Origin of the sequence: Haloarcula salina (genome assembly GCF_049603855.1) — an archaeon.
Taxonomy (GTDB): Archaea; Halobacteriota; Halobacteria; order Halobacteriales; family Haloarculaceae; genus Haloarcula; species Haloarcula salina_A.
In genome coordinates, this window is record NZ_CP187146.1 from 2,050,189 (window position 1) to 2,066,632 (window position 16,444).

At 67.2% G+C, this 16,444-nt stretch carries 23 protein-coding genes; 14 read left to right on the top strand and 9 right to left on the bottom strand.

Features of this window, described 5'->3' with window-relative positions; translation table 11 throughout:
- Nucleotides 1–23: 23 nt before the first annotated feature.
- Nucleotides 24–1,178 (bottom strand): multicopper oxidase domain-containing protein, encoded by a 1,155-nt coding sequence (locus tag ACOZ4I_RS10470; protein WP_423999248.1) that lies wholly within the window; start codon nucleotides 1,176–1,178, stop codon nucleotides 24–26.
- A 213-nt stretch (nucleotides 1,179–1,391) separates the two neighbouring features.
- On the opposite strand from ACOZ4I_RS10470, the gene ACOZ4I_RS10475 reads away from it, so the two are divergent.
- The 3 genes from ACOZ4I_RS10475 to ACOZ4I_RS10485 all read left to right on the top strand — a co-directional run bounded on the left by ACOZ4I_RS10475 (nucleotide 1,392) and on the right by ACOZ4I_RS10485 (nucleotide 2,426).
- A complete protein-coding gene (locus ACOZ4I_RS10475; protein ID WP_423999250.1) occupies nucleotides 1,392–1,769 on the top strand; it encodes a helix-turn-helix domain-containing protein in 378 nt (125 codons plus the stop codon).
- Between the two features lie 2 nt (nucleotides 1,770–1,771).
- Complete coding sequence (locus ACOZ4I_RS10480; RefSeq protein ID WP_423999252.1) at nucleotides 1,772–2,071, top strand: DUF7521 family protein; 300 nt, start codon at nucleotides 1,772–1,774, stop codon at nucleotides 2,069–2,071.
- 61 nt (nucleotides 2,072–2,132) lie between these two features.
- Nucleotides 2,133–2,426, top strand: coding sequence for a DUF7521 family protein (locus ACOZ4I_RS10485; protein ID WP_423999254.1), 294 nt, complete (start codon nucleotides 2,133–2,135; stop codon nucleotides 2,424–2,426).
- Nucleotides 2,427–2,430: 4 nt separating this feature from the next.
- On the opposite strand, the gene ACOZ4I_RS10490 is transcribed toward ACOZ4I_RS10485, so the two are convergent.
- Nucleotides 2,431–3,750: a hypothetical protein gene (locus ACOZ4I_RS10490; RefSeq protein ID WP_423999256.1), complete on the bottom strand. Its 1,320-nt coding sequence runs from the start codon at nucleotides 3,748–3,750 to the stop codon at nucleotides 2,431–2,433.
- Between the two features lie 88 nt (nucleotides 3,751–3,838).
- Between ACOZ4I_RS10490 and ACOZ4I_RS10495 the strand changes: the two genes are divergently transcribed.
- Both ACOZ4I_RS10495 and ACOZ4I_RS10500 read left to right on the top strand, forming a co-directional pair.
- Entirely contained in the window at nucleotides 3,839–4,123 is a 285-nt protein-coding gene (locus tag ACOZ4I_RS10495) for a DUF2249 domain-containing protein (RefSeq protein WP_423999258.1), read from the top strand.
- On the top strand, nucleotides 4,120–4,401 hold the full coding sequence (locus ACOZ4I_RS10500; RefSeq protein WP_423999260.1) for a glutamyl-tRNA reductase: 282 nt from the start codon (nucleotides 4,120–4,122) through the stop codon (nucleotides 4,399–4,401). The genes ACOZ4I_RS10495 and ACOZ4I_RS10500 overlap by 4 nt, the downstream gene beginning before the upstream one ends.
- 9 nt (nucleotides 4,402–4,410) lie before the next feature.
- On the opposite strand, the gene ACOZ4I_RS10505 is transcribed toward ACOZ4I_RS10500, so the two are convergent.
- From ACOZ4I_RS10505 to ACOZ4I_RS10515, 3 genes are read right to left on the bottom strand one after another with little or no spacing between them, the layout of a single operon-like run.
- Entirely contained in the window at nucleotides 4,411–4,722 is a 312-nt protein-coding gene (locus ACOZ4I_RS10505) for a cupin domain-containing protein (protein WP_423999262.1), read from the bottom strand.
- Nucleotides 4,719–4,952 carry a DUF2249 domain-containing protein gene (locus ACOZ4I_RS10510; protein ID WP_423999264.1) on the bottom strand — a complete coding sequence of 78 codons (234 nt, stop codon included), beginning with the start codon at nucleotides 4,950–4,952 and terminating at the stop codon, nucleotides 4,719–4,721. Before ACOZ4I_RS10510 ends, ACOZ4I_RS10505 begins: the two co-directional genes overlap by 4 nt.
- 51 nt (nucleotides 4,953–5,003) lie before the next feature.
- Nucleotides 5,004–5,375 carry a cupin domain-containing protein gene (locus ACOZ4I_RS10515; RefSeq protein WP_423999266.1) on the bottom strand — a complete coding sequence of 124 codons (372 nt, stop codon included), beginning with the start codon at nucleotides 5,373–5,375 and terminating at the stop codon, nucleotides 5,004–5,006.
- Between the two features lie 88 nt (nucleotides 5,376–5,463).
- Here ACOZ4I_RS10515 and ACOZ4I_RS10520 point away from each other — a divergent pair, with 88 nt between their 5' ends.
- The 6 genes from ACOZ4I_RS10520 to ACOZ4I_RS10545 all read left to right on the top strand — a co-directional run bounded on the left by ACOZ4I_RS10520 (nucleotide 5,464) and on the right by ACOZ4I_RS10545 (nucleotide 9,505).
- The gene (locus ACOZ4I_RS10520) at nucleotides 5,464–6,018 is read left to right on the top strand and encodes a hypothetical protein (protein ID WP_423999268.1); all 555 of its coding nucleotides are present in this window, start codon (nucleotides 5,464–5,466) and stop codon (nucleotides 6,016–6,018) included.
- A gap of 261 nt (nucleotides 6,019–6,279) precedes the next feature.
- Nucleotides 6,280–6,885: a TasA family protein gene (locus ACOZ4I_RS10525; RefSeq protein WP_423999270.1), complete on the top strand. Its 606-nt coding sequence runs from the start codon at nucleotides 6,280–6,282 to the stop codon at nucleotides 6,883–6,885.
- 94 nt (nucleotides 6,886–6,979) lie between these two features.
- Nucleotides 6,980–7,579 carry a TasA family protein gene (locus tag ACOZ4I_RS10530; protein WP_423999272.1) on the top strand — a complete coding sequence of 200 codons (600 nt, stop codon included), beginning with the start codon at nucleotides 6,980–6,982 and terminating at the stop codon, nucleotides 7,577–7,579.
- A complete protein-coding gene (locus tag ACOZ4I_RS10535; protein WP_423999274.1) occupies nucleotides 7,566–8,105 on the top strand; it encodes a signal peptidase I in 540 nt (179 codons plus the stop codon). Before ACOZ4I_RS10530 ends, ACOZ4I_RS10535 begins: the two co-directional genes overlap by 14 nt.
- Entirely contained in the window at nucleotides 8,102–8,494 is a 393-nt protein-coding gene (locus tag ACOZ4I_RS10540; RefSeq protein WP_423999276.1) for a hypothetical protein, read from the top strand. Before ACOZ4I_RS10535 ends, ACOZ4I_RS10540 begins: the two co-directional genes overlap by 4 nt.
- Before the next feature lie 141 nt (nucleotides 8,495–8,635).
- Nucleotides 8,636–9,505: a hypothetical protein gene (locus tag ACOZ4I_RS10545; protein ID WP_423999278.1), complete on the top strand. Its 870-nt coding sequence runs from the start codon at nucleotides 8,636–8,638 to the stop codon at nucleotides 9,503–9,505.
- A 1-nt stretch (nucleotide 9,506) separates the two neighbouring features.
- Here ACOZ4I_RS10545 and ACOZ4I_RS10550 read toward each other — a convergent pair whose 3' ends face one another.
- The gene (locus ACOZ4I_RS10550) at nucleotides 9,507–9,872 is read right to left on the bottom strand and encodes a hypothetical protein (RefSeq protein ID WP_423999280.1); all 366 of its coding nucleotides are present in this window, start codon (nucleotides 9,870–9,872) and stop codon (nucleotides 9,507–9,509) included.
- A 242-nt stretch (nucleotides 9,873–10,114) separates the two neighbouring features.
- Here ACOZ4I_RS10550 and purL point away from each other — a divergent pair, with 242 nt between their 5' ends.
- Complete coding sequence (purL, locus tag ACOZ4I_RS10555; protein ID WP_423999282.1) at nucleotides 10,115–12,280, top strand: phosphoribosylformylglycinamidine synthase subunit PurL; 2,166 nt, start codon at nucleotides 10,115–10,117, stop codon at nucleotides 12,278–12,280.
- Nucleotides 12,281–12,304: 24 nt separating this feature from the next.
- Here the strand turns inward: purL and ACOZ4I_RS10560 are convergent, their stop codons facing one another.
- From ACOZ4I_RS10560 to ACOZ4I_RS10570, 3 genes are all read right to left on the bottom strand, one after another.
- A complete protein-coding gene (locus ACOZ4I_RS10560) occupies nucleotides 12,305–13,522 on the bottom strand; it encodes a sensor histidine kinase (RefSeq protein WP_423999284.1) in 1,218 nt (405 codons plus the stop codon).
- 3 nt (nucleotides 13,523–13,525) lie between these two features.
- On the bottom strand, nucleotides 13,526–14,725 hold the full coding sequence (locus ACOZ4I_RS10565; protein ID WP_423999286.1) for an FIST signal transduction protein: 1,200 nt from the start codon (nucleotides 14,723–14,725) through the stop codon (nucleotides 13,526–13,528).
- Nucleotides 14,726–14,791: 66 nt separating this feature from the next.
- Entirely contained in the window at nucleotides 14,792–14,983 is a 192-nt protein-coding gene (locus ACOZ4I_RS10570) for a DUF7550 family protein (RefSeq protein WP_423999288.1), read from the bottom strand.
- Nucleotides 14,984–15,115: 132 nt separating this feature from the next.
- Between ACOZ4I_RS10570 and hisF the strand changes: the two genes are divergently transcribed.
- Nucleotides 15,116–15,931: an imidazole glycerol phosphate synthase subunit HisF gene (gene hisF / locus ACOZ4I_RS10575; protein WP_423999290.1), complete on the top strand. Its 816-nt coding sequence runs from the start codon at nucleotides 15,116–15,118 to the stop codon at nucleotides 15,929–15,931.
- A 54-nt stretch (nucleotides 15,932–15,985) separates the two neighbouring features.
- Nucleotides 15,986–16,393, top strand: coding sequence for a hypothetical protein (locus ACOZ4I_RS10580; RefSeq protein WP_423999292.1), 408 nt, complete (start codon nucleotides 15,986–15,988; stop codon nucleotides 16,391–16,393).
- The last annotated feature ends 51 nt before the right edge of the window (nucleotides 16,394–16,444 follow it).

Sequence of the window (16,444 nt, forward strand, 5' to 3'; positions counted from 1 at the left end):
TCTGTCGATTCAGCAGGGGGCTTTCAGCCCTCGTAGCCCGCGTATTCCATCAGCTGTTTGAAGATGTCGGTGTCCATCGCCTCCTTGTAGACGACGGCCGACACCATTCCGCCGGGATAGGCGCGCCCGTTCATGACGTGGTTGACCTTGTGGCAGTGCATGAGGTAGATGCCGGGGTCGGCGTCGGCCTCGAACTCGAGCGTGTGGCGGCCCGCCGGCGGGATACTGGTCACGTCCTGGTCGTGCCGGGCGGCCTCGGGGATGACGCCGCCGTCCTTGGCGACGACCTGGAAGCGGTGGTTGTGGATGTGCATCGGGTGGTCCATGTAGCCGCCGTTGACCAGGTGGACGCGGACGGTGTCGCCCTGCTCGACGATGATAGGCGAGCCGTCCTCGGGGTGGAGCGTCCGGGGCGCGGACTTGCCGTTGATGGTGAACGTGTCGGGGTTGCGGTTGCGGGGGTCGTAGGTCGCGTCCATGCCGGCCATCTGGCGGTTCAGCCGGGAGTCCCACTCCTTCAGCGTCATGAAGTACTCCTTGTCGGCTGGCTCGTACCCCTTCGGGTCGACGCGGAAGATGCCGTACATCCCCATGTCGAGGTGCCGTGGCGTCTGGTAGTGGCAGTGATAGAGGTGGGTCCCCGGGACGTTCGCCGGGATCGTGTAGGTATGTTTCTCGCCGGGGTCGACGCGGATGCCGGTGGTCGTGGGGACGCCGTCGTCCTCCCACTTCTTCTGGACGGCGTGGAAGTGCAGCGTGTGCGGGCGCATCCCGCCCGTGTTGTCCAGCGTGACCTCCATGTCCTCGCCCTCCGTCGTCCGAAGGATGGGGCCGGGGACGCTCGGGTCGCCGTCGTCGGCCTTGAACGCCCAGACCTGCGGGAGTTCGACGGGGCCGCCCATCGACTCGCCGGGGTGAGCGTCGTGACGAGCGGGGAGAGAGGAGATGGTGACCTCGCCGCCCTGCTCGTCGACGTTGACGACCTCCGGCGGTGACGTGGTCGGGAGGTCGCTACTCTGGGCGGGCGTCGTTGCGCTGTCGCCCATCTGCTGTTGAGTTGAGCCGTCACCGGGTGCGCTACAGCCCGCGAGCGCGAGCGTGCCGCCGAGACCGGATGCTTTCACGAAGTCGCGACGAGAGATACCGGAGCCAGGTGCGCCGATCGGAGAGTCTTCCATGTGCAAGTGGACCTAATGACCCGCAGTATAAACCCCCGTGAGCGTGTTCTCAGGGAGGCAGAACCGTTCTCATCGGCTGGGAACGCGAGTATACGTTCTTCATAATAGCCCCGAATACTGGGGGCACCAGTCCGCTATCGGGCGGTGAAACGGTGAGCCAGAGAAGCCGAGTCGGTTAGATTAAAGGTGTCCGGCCGGCAGTTCGGGACAAGGATGGTCCGGGACCCGTTCGCTGACGAGGAGACGCCGGAGTTGCAGACGGTCCTCGACGCGCTCGACGACGAGGACTGCCGGGCTATCGTCAGCGTGCTCGACGAGCCACTGACGGCGAGCGAGATCTCCGAGCAGAGCGACGTACCGCTGTCGACGACCTACCGAAAGCTCGAACTGCTGACCGAGTCGTCCCTGCTGTACGAGGGCGTGGAAGTCCGCTCGGACGGCCAACACGCCAGCCGGTACGCCATCGACTTCGAAGAGGTCGTCATCGCCCTCGACGAAGAGCGCTCGCTCACCGTCGACATCACACACCGGGCCCGGACGCCGGACCAGCGGCTCGAGAACCTCTGGTCGGAGGTCCGAAAGGAGACCTAATCATGCCACACATCATCAGTTCCCAGGTCGGTATCGTCGTCTCGAAGACGCTCATCCTCATCCTCGGTGGGTTGATCACCTACTACTCCTACCAGGCGTACACCCGGACGGGGAGCCCACAACACAAGTGGCTGACGTACGGTTTCGGCGTGGTGACACTGGGCGCGGTCACCGGCGGTGTCCTCGACATCGCCGTCAGCCAGTTCGTCGGCCAGGACCTGCTCTCGATCAGCGTCTTCACGTCGAGCGCGCTGACGGCCATCGGGCTGGGCATCATCCTCTACTCGCTGTACGTTCAGTGAGCGTTCCCAGCGGCTGGTAACGCGCTGGTCCGTATATCCCGGATCCGGTCCGAGTCGCTGTATGCTGGGTGCGAACGCGGTTCTGCTGGTCGCCGCAAAGACGGTCACACTGTGCTGTGGGGCAGTTCTGACGACGATGACGTATCGAGCCTACAGACGGACGAAGGCACCGGCCATGCGGGCGCTCTGGGTCGGCATCGGACTGGTGACGGCCGGGGCGATCCTCGCCGGGACGCTCCACCAGGTCGTCGGCCTCCCGGTGACAGTGAGCGTCACGATCGAGTCGCTGTTCACCGCGGCCGGCTTTCTGGTGTTGACGTACTCGCTGTACACGGAACAGCCCGCAGCGGAGTGACCGGCTACGGGTCCTCGGCGTCGGCCGACCGGCCGTCGCCACCGATCAGCACCGACGCTAGCGATCGCGGGCTGTGTTCGACGAGAACGCCCACGAGGTTGCCGGCGAACAGCGCCACGCCGACGAAGGCTACCACACCAGTCCCCATCACGAGAGGTCCTCCGAGCCCGATCCACTGTTCTGCGAGCAGGAGCGCGTACGCCAGCGCGAGCGCCGCCCCGTCAGCGGCGGCGACGCGGCCGTCGTAGAGGTCGTCGATCATCGGCACGTCCTCGAAGCCCAGCCGGTCGCTGTAGCGGTGGACCCAGACGATGAACGGGACGACGTGGTACAGCGTCCCGAGGACGACGAAGCCGACGCCGCCGACGAGCAAGACGAGCGCCGGCCACCCGAACAGCCCGCCGTACGACAGCGGGTCCCGCCACCAGCGAAGTGCCGTCAGCGCCGCCCAGGCGAGCAGCGACACGGCCGCGACGGCGTACCGGGTCAGCATCGGCGTCCAGTCCACGCGCGCGCTGGCGAGCCGTCGTGCCAGGACGACCGCCACCACTGCGAGCCCGGCGACGACCACCACACCACCCACGCGGGCGAGGGCCTCAGTTCCGAGGAGCCGTCCGCCCGCGAGCGCCAGCACGCCGAGCGGGTAGGCGACCGTCTCAGCCCGCAGGAGGACGGACTCGAACCGTCTGTCCTCGGCCTGCGTGAACATCGGGGCGAGCTGGGCGAGCGCTCCGGCGACGGTCGTCAGGACGACGCCGAACACCGCGAGCGTGGCGTGAGAGAGGAGCAGACTGCCGCGAGAAAACCCAACAGCAGAGAGTAGCCCGGCCGCGTGATCCAGTGCGAGTCCGAACCCCGCAACAGTGACCAGCAGGAAGAACACGAGGGCCCAGCCGAAGTGCACCGTCGTCACGTCCAGATCGACGCCGAGCAGCGTCCGCCCGACGTTGTACGCGAAGGTCCACACACCGGCGAGCGCGAGCGCGCCGGCGACCGGAAGCAGTACCGGCCAGTCGCCGAGGAACCCCGCCGCCAGTCCGGCGAACCCGAAGGCTGCGAGCGGTAGCTGGACGACCGCGAGCCGTCGCGAGTGCAGCGCGACGCCACCCCAGACCGGCACGAACTGCGTCATCGCGCCCATGATGGTGAGACAGACCCAGCCGGCGAGCAGGAGGTGGACCTGCGCGAGGTGGCCCGCGCGGCCGTCGACCGCGCCGACAGCGACGCCGGCGACGAGGAACGCCAGCCCGACCACGAAGTGTCGCAGCGGGACGGTCATCGGCGGACCGCTCGACGCGTCGATGTCTCCGGGGATTCCGCTCATTACCGGGACGTACGCCGTCGAGATTGCTGGCAGTGCGGCCGAACGTGTTCGGGACAACGCTGGGCGCGCCCGAGTCCGAACTGCCGGTATGGCACCGACCCAGGGAGAACCGGCCGACGTAGCCTCCGTCATCGCCGAAACCGGCGCGCCGTCAGACGCCCCGGCCGACCGCCTCGACGTGCGGTCGCTGGGGCCGCCGGGACCGCTCAAGGAGACGCTCGAACGCCTCGCCGAACTCGACAACGACACCGTCCTCGTCCAGTACAACGACCGCGCCCCCCAGCACCTCTATCCGAAACTGGAGGACCGCGGCTACGACTCCGAGACCGTCGAGACCGACGAGGCCACTGTCACCGTCATCTGGTCCCGATGAGCGTGAACACCGAGCAGGTCGAAACGCGGCCGGACGTCGAAGAGGCTATCGCCCGGATCGACGAGCGTGGCGCGGAGATCAGCGCCGAACAACTGGAACAGGCCCTGTCGCGACTCGAAGCGACCAGCGAACTGACGCCGGAACAGCGTGCGGCGGTCGAACGACTCGCTGACCGACTGGTCGAGCGGTTGCTCGCTGTCCCCCACGAGAGCCTCCGCGACGCGGAGCAACGGGGCAACGGGGAGGCCGTCGCCACCGCGCTATCGTTGTTCGAGTGAAGCGGCGACCTACGCCGACGGCGCGAGGACGAGCAGCGCCTCGCTGTCGGCCGTCGCCGCCGGCGAGATGTCCTGCTCGCCGTCGAAACGGACGACCTCGCCCGCGGTGAGCGAGAGCGTCTCGTCGCCGAGCGTCAGGTCGACCGCACCCGAGAGGAGGTGAAAGGCGATGTCGCGGTCCGGGTGCTGGTGGCGGGGAATCGACTCGCCGGCGTCCAGCGACAGGTGAACCGTCTTCGGTTCCCCCTCGAACAGCCGCGTCCGGCCGCCCTCGCCGTCAGAGAGCGACGCCAGCTCTGTCCCCGTAGACTGCTCGCTCATTGTTTCGGGAGTTCGGCGACGTACTTCTGTGGCTCCTCCTGTCGACACTGGTAGTTCGCCGCGTCGAAGGCGTCGACCTCGGCCTGCATCTCGTAGAACAGCGGTTTGGGCTCGTGGTCGTTGACGATCTGTAGCGTCTCGCCGGAGTCCAGCGCGTCGAACGCACTGTGGATCATCGGGTGGCGCTCCGGCGGCGGAATCTCACGCAAGTCGAGAGTCGTCTCTGGCATCGTTTGACGATTCGACGGTGACGGTGGAGGGGATTGCGCCGAACACGTTCGCTACGCCGGGTCGAAGGTCCCCTCACGAAGCCCGCGGCGCACGGGGTCGTGCTCCGCGTCCGTCGGCGGCGGCGCGGTCACGAGCGTGGCTTCCAGGCGCTCTCCCTCCGCGCGGACGCCGCGCGCCTCGCCGGCGGGGACGGCCACCACGTCGCCCGGTCCCACGCTGTGTTCGTCCGCCCCGTCGCGTACGGTTCCAGTCCCTGAGACGACGGTGATCGCGACGGCGCTGTCCGGGCTGTGGACGGGGATGAACTGTCCGGGCTCGAAGTAGCCGAGCACCACTTTCTGTTCGTCCGTCTCGTGGATCGTCTGTGCGGAGAACCGCTCGTCGTCGTACGCGCGCTCCGCGTCGAGGCTGGTCGTGACCATGTCGTGACGGTCGCTCGGCCTGGTGGAGCCGTTTGCTCCGAACACGTTCGGGGACACGCCCCCGTGGCTGGCCGACGAACGCTCTCCTATGAGCTTCCTCTCCGGCCTGCGCGGCGGCACGGACGTCGGCTTCGACGGGTACGACGAGTTCGTTCCCGACCACCTCCCCGAACCGGGACCGTTCCTCACCGACGCGGACGTACTGACCGGGACCGACCACGCCGCGTTCCACCGGCTCACGATGGACCTGTTCGACGAGCGAGGGGTTTACGACATGACCTTCGGGTACAATCTGGCGCAACTGAACCTCGACCAGCGACACCCCGATTCCGGGTTCCGCTACGCCCGCGACGGCGACGTGCTCCGGGCGGCGTTCACGCCGACGACCGAGTTCTGCCCGCAGAGCGACACGCTCACCGTCGGCGCGTTCCGGGCCTGGAACGGGCTGTCGGACCGCCACGAGTACGACGTGGTGAGCGTCCGCGTCGACGCGATGCACCACCAGAGCGAGGCGATCAACGAGCGACTCATGGACCTCGAATCCAGGTACCGGGAGACGGGCGAACTCGTCGACGCCGAGAGCGACGCGGCCGCAGAGGGACCGCAGTCGGACGTCGATCCGAGCGACGACCTTCCGTTCTGACTGCCGTTGACTCGCGGCGAGTTCGAGAGTAATGACATCCTACCGTCCGATTTTGGCGTGGTGATTCTCAGTACCGGTCCGCCGGAGAAGTCCCGAAATCGGCCGTATCGCCAGTCGAAAAGCAATAAACACTTATACGACACCTCACAGTATCTTCAGTAGACCGAGCTTACTGGATGGGGGAATCCGATTGGGCTTGGTGGGCTGGTGGAGCCTCTCAATCTCCACGATGAGAGACATATGTCAGACAAGAATATCGCAGTGACACGACGCAGAGTACTGGGTGGTATCGTTACGGTCGGTGCGGCGAGCGCTGCAGTGGGTGCCGGGACGTTCGCGTTCTTCAGCGACACGGAGACGAGTTCGAACAATCAGGTGACCGCCGGGACGCTCGACCTGACCGGCGCTGCCAACGGCGCGATCAGTATCTCGAACGCCGCTCCGGGAGATACGCTCCCGAACACCGGCACCTACGAGATCAGCGCGACCTACGACGCCGACAGCACGATCGACCCGGTCGAGGTCGACCTGAGCGTCACCAACTCCGAACCGAGCAGCGAGCCGTCCGAGCCGAGCAACAGCACGGACCAGTCGGCGTCCGCGTTCGCCGAGCAACTGACCGTCGACACGGCGAACCTGCGCAAGGACGGGTCGGTACACGAGGATCTCACGTCGACACAGAGCGTGTCGACGGCGGACGACCTCGGCGGGCTGTCGCTCGACGACGCCTTCGGCGACGTCAGCCCGGGAACGACGGTCGGTCTCGAACTCGCGTTCACGTTCGACTCCGGCGCCGGCAACGCGTTCCAGGCCGACGGTCTGGCGATGGACGTGCAGTTCGTCGGCCAGCAGCCCGGCGAGGACTGACGCGGGCGTATCGCGAGCGAGACGCGACACGACCGACGTGGGGGGCCCGGCGGACCGAGCGTCCCCGGGAACACGTCGGGTGTAGCTACTACCGGTGGACGAAACACGACTCACGCGCAGGCGGGTGCTCGGCGGCCTCGTTACCGTCGGTGCCGCAAGCGCCGCCGCGGGGGCCGGGACGGCGGCGTACTTCACCGATACCGAGGCGAGTGCTGATAACGGGGTGTCGACCGGCACGCTGACCCTCGGCTTCGGCGGAACCGCCGCCTTCGATTTCAGCGCGTCGCTCGCGCCCGGCGAGACCACGCAGGGGACTGTCACGCTGGTCAGTCGCGGATCACTCTCGGGTTCGCTCGACGTAGACTTCGAATATACGAACAGCGACGCGCGGAACAACTCGAAGAGGACCGCCCGGGAGGTCGCAGAGCGACTCGACGTCACGACGCTTACCTACGACGGGATTGATCGACTCGGACAGATTACCGATGGCTCTCCGCCGACGTTGCACGACCTCGCGACGAACGACCTGAGCGGGGGCGAGACGACGCCAAACGACCTCCTCGACCTGCCGGACCCCGCCGGCGGGACGGACTTCACCGTCGGCTTCGAGTTGCAGAACGTCGGCAATCAGTTCAAAAAAGAGGGCGTTGCGATCACCGTCACTTTCCATCTCAATCAGCATGACTCACAGTAGCGAGACGGGCGTCGACTGGCGTCGAATCGGCAACTGGCTGGGCCTCTGTATCCTGGTGCTCGTCGTCGGCGTGTTCGTCGTCGCGGCCGTCCCGCAAGCAGTGGGCGCAGACGAGAGCTACGTCGTCCTGTCGTCGAGCATGTCGCCGACCATCGACGCCGGGGCGGTGGTGTTCGTCAGCAGCGTCCCGACGGACCAGGTTTCCGAGGGCGACGTGGTCACCTACGACCGCTCGCCCGGCGGAGAGAACACGCGGGTCACGCACCGGGTCGTCGACGTCGTCGAGCGAGACGGCCAGCGACGATTCGAGACGCAGGGCGACGCGAACGAGGACCCGGATCCGTCGCTCGTCGCGCCTAACGACGTCATCGGCATCGTCACGTTCAGCGTCCCCTACGTCGGCTACGTCATTTCGTTCTCGCAGACGAAGCTGGGCCTGCTGACGCTGGTCATCGTCCCCGCGCTGTTGCTCGTCGTCCTCGAACTGCGTGACTTGCTCTCGGCGACGGCCGGTGACGAGCCGTGACCGAACCGGTCTCGCGGCTCACCACCGTGGTCGTTATCTGGGTCTTTCTGGCCGGCACGTTCGGCGGCGGTTCCGCGTCCTACGCGCTGTTTACCGACGCGGAGACCACCGAGTCGGCGCCCATCACAATTGAGAAGACGACTGGTGGCAGCGGGAGCGACGGCCCGGTCGCGTTCAACACCCAGTGCGATAGGGTTGACGTGACCGTCTCGGGGTCGACGTACGAGTTCACTGTCACTACAGCGAACGGCGACAGCAGGCAGTTCTCCGGGGAGTCACCGAGCGACAACGAGGTGTCTATCAACGGGAACAACAAGAACAGGAACGGCTTCGGGCGGAAAGTGACGTTCGCGTCGGTGACTATCGACGGGACAGAATACACGTGTTAACATGAACCTGACTTCACCTGTGGTCGGCGAACACGCCCTGTCACTGGCCAACGGACCGACCAACACAGCCGTCCGAAGAGGTGTCCGGGGCGAAACGCGGGCCCCGGAGATCGACACCGGCTCCGACCGGGAGGATGGCTGATGCGCGACGAGGTCATCCGGGACGAGGACGGCGACTACAACAAACGCATACTGGCGTTTCTCGTCCTCATCGTGCTCGTCGTCATCGGTACGGGTGTCGGGACGCTCGGTCTGACGAGCGACGGGTCAGCACCACCGCCGACGCCGGAACAGCCGGTCATCGAAGCGACGCCGGTAGCGGTCGACGGCACACCGTCCCCGACGCCCACGCAGACGGTGTCCGATACCGGATCGAGCGGAGCGGAGACTGACGAGCCCGACGACACCGGCAAACCAGACTCGCGTGAGACGCCGACACCGACGCCGCTCCCCGACGATTCCGACGGGGCAGCCGTCGATGCGGGCCCAGTCCCCTCTGATGGTGGTTCGGCAGGTGGTTCATCGGGCGTCGACGGCGGCCGCGGTGCGGACTCGCTCGATCTCGCCGTCGACGGGGGTTCGGTGCTCATACGCGTCGCTGACCTCGCGCCCGGCGGCGGATCGACAGGCTCGGTCGTCGTCCGAAACAGCGGCACAATATCTGGGACCGTCGGCGTTTCGAACGCGTCCGTGTCCGACGACGAGAACGGACTGCGAGAGCCCGAACGGGCGGCGGGCGACACCAACGCGACCGGTGAGCTGTCCGCACACCTCCGCGTCCGCCTGTGGGCCGAGTACCCCGACGGGACGCGCGAGTACCTGTTCGGTTCGGCGAACTCGACCGTCAGCGCGTCGTCGCTAGCCGGGGCATCCGTCCGCGGGAGCGAGACGCTCGACGCCGGTAGTCAGGCGACGGTCGCGATAACAGTCTCACTCCCGGAATCGGCCGGCAACGAGGTACAGAGCGATCGGATGGATTTCACGGTCCCGATCGTCCTGCGGGAAGCGTGACTCAGGAGAACAGGAGCCCGAGGTTGAGCCACGTCACGGCCAGCCCCATCGCGGTCAGTAGCGCCGGCGGCCCGTAGTACAGCAACGGGTCCTCGTCGAGCACGCCGCCCCAGATGCTCACGCCGATACAGCAGTAGATGACGAGGAGCTTCAGCGCCAGGAATCCGCCGCCGCCGAAGGACTCGATCGCCCACCGGACCGCAGGGTTCGCCTCGGTGAACATCGGCACGAAGTAGACGATGGCGATCGTCGTGACGATGTCGCCGACGCCGTAGGTCCCCAGCGCGAGCAGCCACGCCCCCGAGAAGGATCGCTCCGAAAAGGAGCTTCCCTCCAGCGTCAGCCAGTTCACTTCCGCAGATGCCATTACGTGATTGTCGCCCGGCGACCACATATAGCTCTAGTATTCATTCTCGATTTTGATATTTTTGAGGTGGAGTCTGAGTCCAATCCTCCCGAGAAACCGACACTATGAGCAATATTGGCCCAAGATTCCGAGAAGAACTTGGTAGTATTTGAAATCGATATTAGTAAACGGAACCCGGACCGCTCGCACAGTCGAACGGCGCATGGAAAGGGACTTATCCGGCCGGTGGCCAGGGGGAGGTAATGAGCCTGTCCGACGCGGACCACGAGATCGTGGTCGACGAGATCGGTCGGGAGCCGACGCGAGCGGAGGCCGCTCTCTTCGAGAACCTCTGGAGCGAACACTGCGCGTACCGCTCCTCGCGGCCGCTGCTCTCGGCGTTCGACTCCGACGGCGACCAGGTCGTCATCGGCCCCGGCGACGACGCCGCCGTCGTCTCCCTGCCGGCCTCCGACGACGGCGAGGAGATGTACATCACGATGGGCGTCGAGTCCCACAACCACCCGTCCTACGTCGACCCGTTCGACGGGGCGGCGACGGGCGTCGGCGGCATCGTCCGCGACACCCTCTCGATGGGCGCGTACCCCATCGCGCTCGCCGACAGCCTGTACTTCGGCGACTTCGAGCGCGAGCACTCCCGGTACCTCCTCGAAGGGGTCGTCGAGGGCATCTCACACTACGGCAACTGCATCGGCGTCCCGACCGTCGCCGGCAGCGTCGCCTTCCACGAGGACTACGAGGGCAATCCGTTGGTGAACGTCTCCTGTATCGGCCTGCTGGAGCCCGAGCGAACCATCACCGCCGAGGCGCAGGAACCGGGCAACAAGCTCGTCCTCGTCGGCAACGCCACCGGCCGGGACGGCCTCGGTGGCGCGTCCTTCGCCAGCGAGGACCTCGCCGAGGACGCCGAGACCGAGGACCGGCCTGCGGTCCAGGTCGGCGACCCCTACGCCGAGAAGCTCCTCATCGAGTGCAACGAGGCGCTCTTGGACGAGGAACTCGTCGAGTCGGCCCGCGACCTCGGCGCGGCGGGCCTGGGCGGCGCGTCGTCCGAACTCGTCGCGAAGGGCGGCCTCGGCGCGCGCATCGAACTCGACCGCGTCCACGAGCGCGAGCCCAACATGAACGCCATGGAGTACCTGCTCGCCGAGAGCCAGGAGCGGATGGTGTACGAGGTCGCGCCGGAGAACGTCGACCGCGTGGCCGAACTCGCCGAGCGCTTCGACCTGGGCTGTTCGGTCATCGGCGAACTCACCGAGGCCGGAACGAACTACGTCTGCACGTTCGAGGGCGAGACGGTCGTCGACGTGGACGCGGCGTTCCTCGGCGACGGCGCTCCGATGAACGATCTCCCGAGCGAGGAGCCGACCGAACAGGAGCGCGACCTCCCGACGGTCGCGCTGGAGGAGGCCTTCGAACGGATCGTCGGCAGCCCGAACTGCGCGTCGAAGCGCTGGGTGTACCGCCAGTACGACCACGAGGTGCAGGTCCGAACCAGCGTCCTGCCGGGCGACGACGCGGCCCTGCTCGCCGTCCGCGAGGCCGGGACCGGTCTCGCCTTCTCGGCCGGCGCGGACCCCAACTGGACCGACGCCGCCCCCTACGAGGGCGCTCGCGCCGTCGCGCTGGAGAACGCCACGAACGTCGCCGCGAAGGGCGCGACGCCCCACGCGGCCGTGGACTGCCTGAACGGTGGAAATCCCGAGAAGCCGGACGTCTACGGCGGCTTCAAGGGCATCGTCGACGGGCTGGCCGACATGTGCGCCGACCTCGACGTACCGGTCGTCGGCGGCAACGTCTCGCTGTACAACGACTCCCAGACCGGCCCGATCCCGCCCACGCCGACGCTCGCGCTCGTCGGTGTCAAGGAGGGCTACGACGCCCCGCCGATGTCGCTCTCGGGAGAGGGGACGCTCGTCGTCGTCGGCGACGCCGCGCTCGAAGGCGAGGCCGACCCGTGCCTCGGCGGCTCCGAATACACCGCCCAGTTCGGCGGCACTGACCGCTTCCCGGAACTCCCGAGCGACCCGACGGCGCTCGTCGAGACCATCGCCGAGGTGGCCGACGCGGACCACGTGCTCGCCAGCCACGACGTGAGCCACGGGGGCCTCGCGGTGACCCTCGCCGAGATGGTCCACGAGGACGCCGGCGCGACCGTCGAGATCGAGACGGTCGAGCGCGGGACCAAGAAGCGCCTCCTGTTCAACGAGCGGCCCGGCCGCGTCGTGTTCGAGACGACCGACCCGTCGGCCGTCCGCGAGGCCTTCGACGGCGTCGCGCCGGTGACGGAACTCGGCGAGGCCAACGGCTCGAACCATCTCGATCTCACTGTCAACGACGAGCGGGTGCAGTACCACGCCGAGGAGATCGCCGACCTGCGGTCGGTCATCGACGACGAACTGGCCTGAAGACGGCCGGCCCGCCCGCGCGAGTCACCAGCGGATCTCGAACTTCGCCCCGCCGGACTCGCTCTCAGTGGCCGCGACCGACCAGCCGTGGGCCTCGGCGATGCTCTGGACGATGGAGAGGCCAAAGCCCGTGCCGTCAGAGTCCGTCGAGTACCCGTGTTCGAACACCCGTCCGCGGTCCTCCGCGGGGATTCCGGGGCCGTCGTCGGCGACGGAAAAGCCGTTTTGTCCGGCCGTCTCGGCGTCGGTGACCACGATTTCGCTGTCCGGGCCGGCGTGTTCGACGCTGTTCCGGTAGAGGTTCTCGAACAGCTGCTGGAGGCGGTCGGGGTCGGCCTCGACGGTCGCCTCAGCCTCGACCGCGAGCGTCGCCTCGGCGGTCTCGACCTGCTGCCACGCGTCGGTGGCGACCGTCGCGAGGTCGACCGTCGTCGGTTCGCCGACCACCTGTCCCTGCCGAGCGAGTGTCAGCAGGTCGTCGAGCAGGCGCTCCATCCGTTCGTGAGCGTCGGAGATCGCTTCGAGCCCCTCGCACACCGCGTCGTCCTCGGCGGTGTCGAGCAGGAGTTCGGCACGCCCCGAGGCGACGCTCAGGGGATTGCGGAGGTCGTGGCTGACGATGCTCACGAACTCGTCGAGCCGCTCGTTCTGGTGTTCGAGCTGCTGTTCTCGGCGCTTGCGCTCGGTGATGTCGGTGTAGATTCCGTAGCCTTCCACGTCACCGGTGTCGCGGCTGACGATGACGCTCCGAAACAGGTAGGTCCGCGCCTCGCCCGTGGCAGTCACCCGCGTCACCTCCGTCTCCGACTTCCCGGTGTCCCGAAACCAGTCGGCCGCGACGCCCCCCGGCTCGTAGTCGGGCGGCGCGACGAGTTCCCGGAGGCGCTCGCCGACCGCGGCGCTCCGGTCGTACCCGAACGCCGCTTCGAAGGCCTCGTTGACCGACGTGATGCGGGGGTCGCGCTGATCGAACTCGACGACGACGGCCGGGTTCGGGATGTTTTCGAGTAGCGCGTCGAAGCGCTCTTCTGCCGCTAGCCGGACGCGGAGCTCGCTGGCGACGAGCGCGATGTACCCCTCGCTATCGTGCTGGACGACCTCACAGACGTCCCGAGCGTCCGTGTTGGTCAGCGTCGTCTCGTCCGCGATGCCGATGTCGGCCATCGCCTCGTCGACGATAGCCGTCGCTTTCTCGACGCCGACCGTCTCCGCGAACTTCGAGACGAGTTCTGTCTTGTCCATGTGTCACTCGGGGAACGCGAACAGCACCGTCGACGTGTTGTGAAAGCCGCTCAACTGTCCCGTCTGCATACACAGTTCGCCGTAGGTCTCGAACCCGGCGAACGGGGCCGAGAGCGCGCCGTCGATGGCGTCGACCGCCTCCGGGAACGCCTCCTGAAGGACGAACTCGCGGCACGCACAGTCGTAGACGAACCCGCCGGCGATACCGCCGTCGCTCTGTTCGAGCGCGTCGCGCGCGGCCCGTTCCGCCGAGTCGACCTGGGCCGCTCGGCCGCCGTACATCACCCGGAGGACGGTCCCCTCGGGGATGTCGACCGCAAATTCGAGCGCGTCTTCCTCCCCGACCGCGACCCGCGGCCACCGGATCTTGTACGCGTCGCCCTGGTCGATGCCGAACTCGTAGGCTCCGAGCAGCATATTCAGCCGGTCGGACCCGGGTTCGAGCGCGTCGACGGAGAGGCCGAATCGCTCCGCGACAGGGTCACGCACGGCGTCTTTCCACACCGCGAACGCCGGCCGTCCGCCGAGTTCGCGGACGATGTTCCCCGACGCGTCGGTCACTTCCCAGGGCCCCGAGACCGGTTCGTGGCCGTGGTCGATGGAGATGATCGCCCGCTGTTCGCCAGAGACGAGCACCAGCACGAGGGCGTCATCGGCGACTGTCTCTCCGCAGAACACCGGCGTGGACTCCATCCGATAGTCGTCCGAGGCTGCGCCGCCTGCGATCCCGACGTGGGGTCCGAGTCGCCGCTGAAGCGCGAGCGCCAGTTGCTCGCCGATGCCGGACAGTCCGTCGTGGAGCGCGATGGCCGACTGGTAGGGGCACTCGACGTCGTCAGGGAGGGCGCGGGCCGCGTCTCTGACCGTCCCCTGAACGTTCTCACGGAGGCCGGTCGCCATCGCAGTATCGAAGCGAAACGCGTCGCTGCTGACGAGCGCGACAGCGACGCCGTCGTCCATGGTCCGTTCCTCGGTGAACGCCCCCGTCGCAGAACAGCCGACGACGGTCGTTTCCTCACCGACGACCTCGTTGACCGCTGCGAGGACCGCATCGGGATCGAGTGCCGCCGTGGCGAACACCTGACAGAAGTCGATTCGGTCGGCGGCGAGCCGGTCCCGGGCTGCGGTCGCCGCCTCGCGACCGGCACGGCGACCCGCTGTTGCCGTCGACGTTCCCGTCGAGACCGTCGTACCGGCTGACAACTCGGACGACACACTACTCGGCTTTTGTCACGGAGGAACTTATACATCCCTCCCAGAACTGGTAGTTCAGGCCAGCGCCAGCGCGATACCGAACGTCAGCGCCAGTCCCACGAGCGTCACGACGATGCCGGTCCCGACCTGCGACATCGTGAAGTCGCTCTGGGGGGCCGTCGAGCGCAGCGGCGGCTCCCTCGCGGGGAGTTCGACGTGTTCGGGGTCGTAGTCCGGGCGCTCCTCCTCGTGGTGGTCGTCTGCCATGCGCGAGGGTTTTCGAGCGACCTACCTGTAACTGTCGGATTTCACCGCACCACCGGGCGATCACGCGCTCGTGCCGCCGCTTGCGCCAGCCGAAACCGTCAAACGGCCCTGCGGCGAACCCACCGATATCAGATGACTCTCACCAAGCGCATCATCCCCTGTATCGACGTGGACGTGGACGAGAACGGGGACGCGGCCGTCTACACCGGTGTCAACTTCGAGGACCTGGAGTACACCGGCGACCCGGTCGAGATGGCCAAAGCCTACAACGAGTCCGGGGCCGACGAGTTCGTCTTCCTCGACATCACCGCCTCCGCCGAGGGCCGAGAGACGATGCTCGACACCGTCTCGGCGGTCGCCGACGAGGTGTTCATCCCGCTGACCGTGGGCGGCGGTATCCGCACCCGCGAGGACATCAAGGAGACGCTGCGGGCCGGCGCGGACAAGGTCTCGATCAACTCCGGGGCCATCGCCGAGCCCGACCTCATCGACGAGGGCGCGGCCGCCTTCGGCAGCCAGTGCATCGTCATCTCCGTCGACGCCCGCCGGCGCTTCGACGACGAGGGCGAGTACTACGCCGAGGTCGACGGCGAGTCCTGCTGGTTCGAGTGCACGGTCAAGGGCGGCCGCGAGGGGACGGGCCTCGACGTGGTCGAGTGGGCCACCGAGGCCGAGGGCCGCGGCGCGGGCGAACTGTTCGTCAACTCAATCGACGCCGACGGAACCAAGGACGGCTACGACATCCCGCTGATGAAAGCCGTCTGCGACACCGTCTCGACGCCGGTCATCGCCTCCTCCGGCTGTGGCAGCCCCGCCGACATGGAGGAGGTGTTCGTCGACGCCGGCGCGGACGCCGGCCTCGCCGCCTCCATCTTCCACTTCGGCGAGTACTCCATCGAGGAGACGAAAGAGTATCTGGACAGCAAGGGGATCCCGGTGCGGTTGTAGCCGAGACAGTTCGTGGCCGACAAGATTTAGGGTCGGTCGTGTCGATGATCGTGTATGAAGCAGTCTACCTATCGCTATCTCGGCCTCTTCGACCTGGCCCTCCTCGGCGCGTTTCTCGCCTTCTTCGGCGTCGGCGCGCTCGTCGTGAGTCCTGTCCTCGTCGGGATGCTAGTCGCTGGCGTCGGGCTCCTCCTCGCCGGCACCGTCGCGGCCGTGTCGGTCGGTCCGGTGACGGTCACCTGGCGTCTGTTCGTCAGCGTCTCGTACGCGATTTTCGCTCTCTCCTGGCCGGCGATGTACGGCCCGGCGGTGGTCGCCGGGACCGCCACGCAGACCGAAGTCGTCCTGTTCCTCGCAATGACAGTCGGTTCACTCTCGCTGCTGGCGTACGGCTACGACATGTTCCGCGACGGGCAACACTTCGACGTGGACGCCGACGTCACGCGGACCGTGGAGGTGTGACCGTGGCGGGGTCGGTATCGGGCAGGCTTTGTGTCCGCGTCGTCGAGTTAG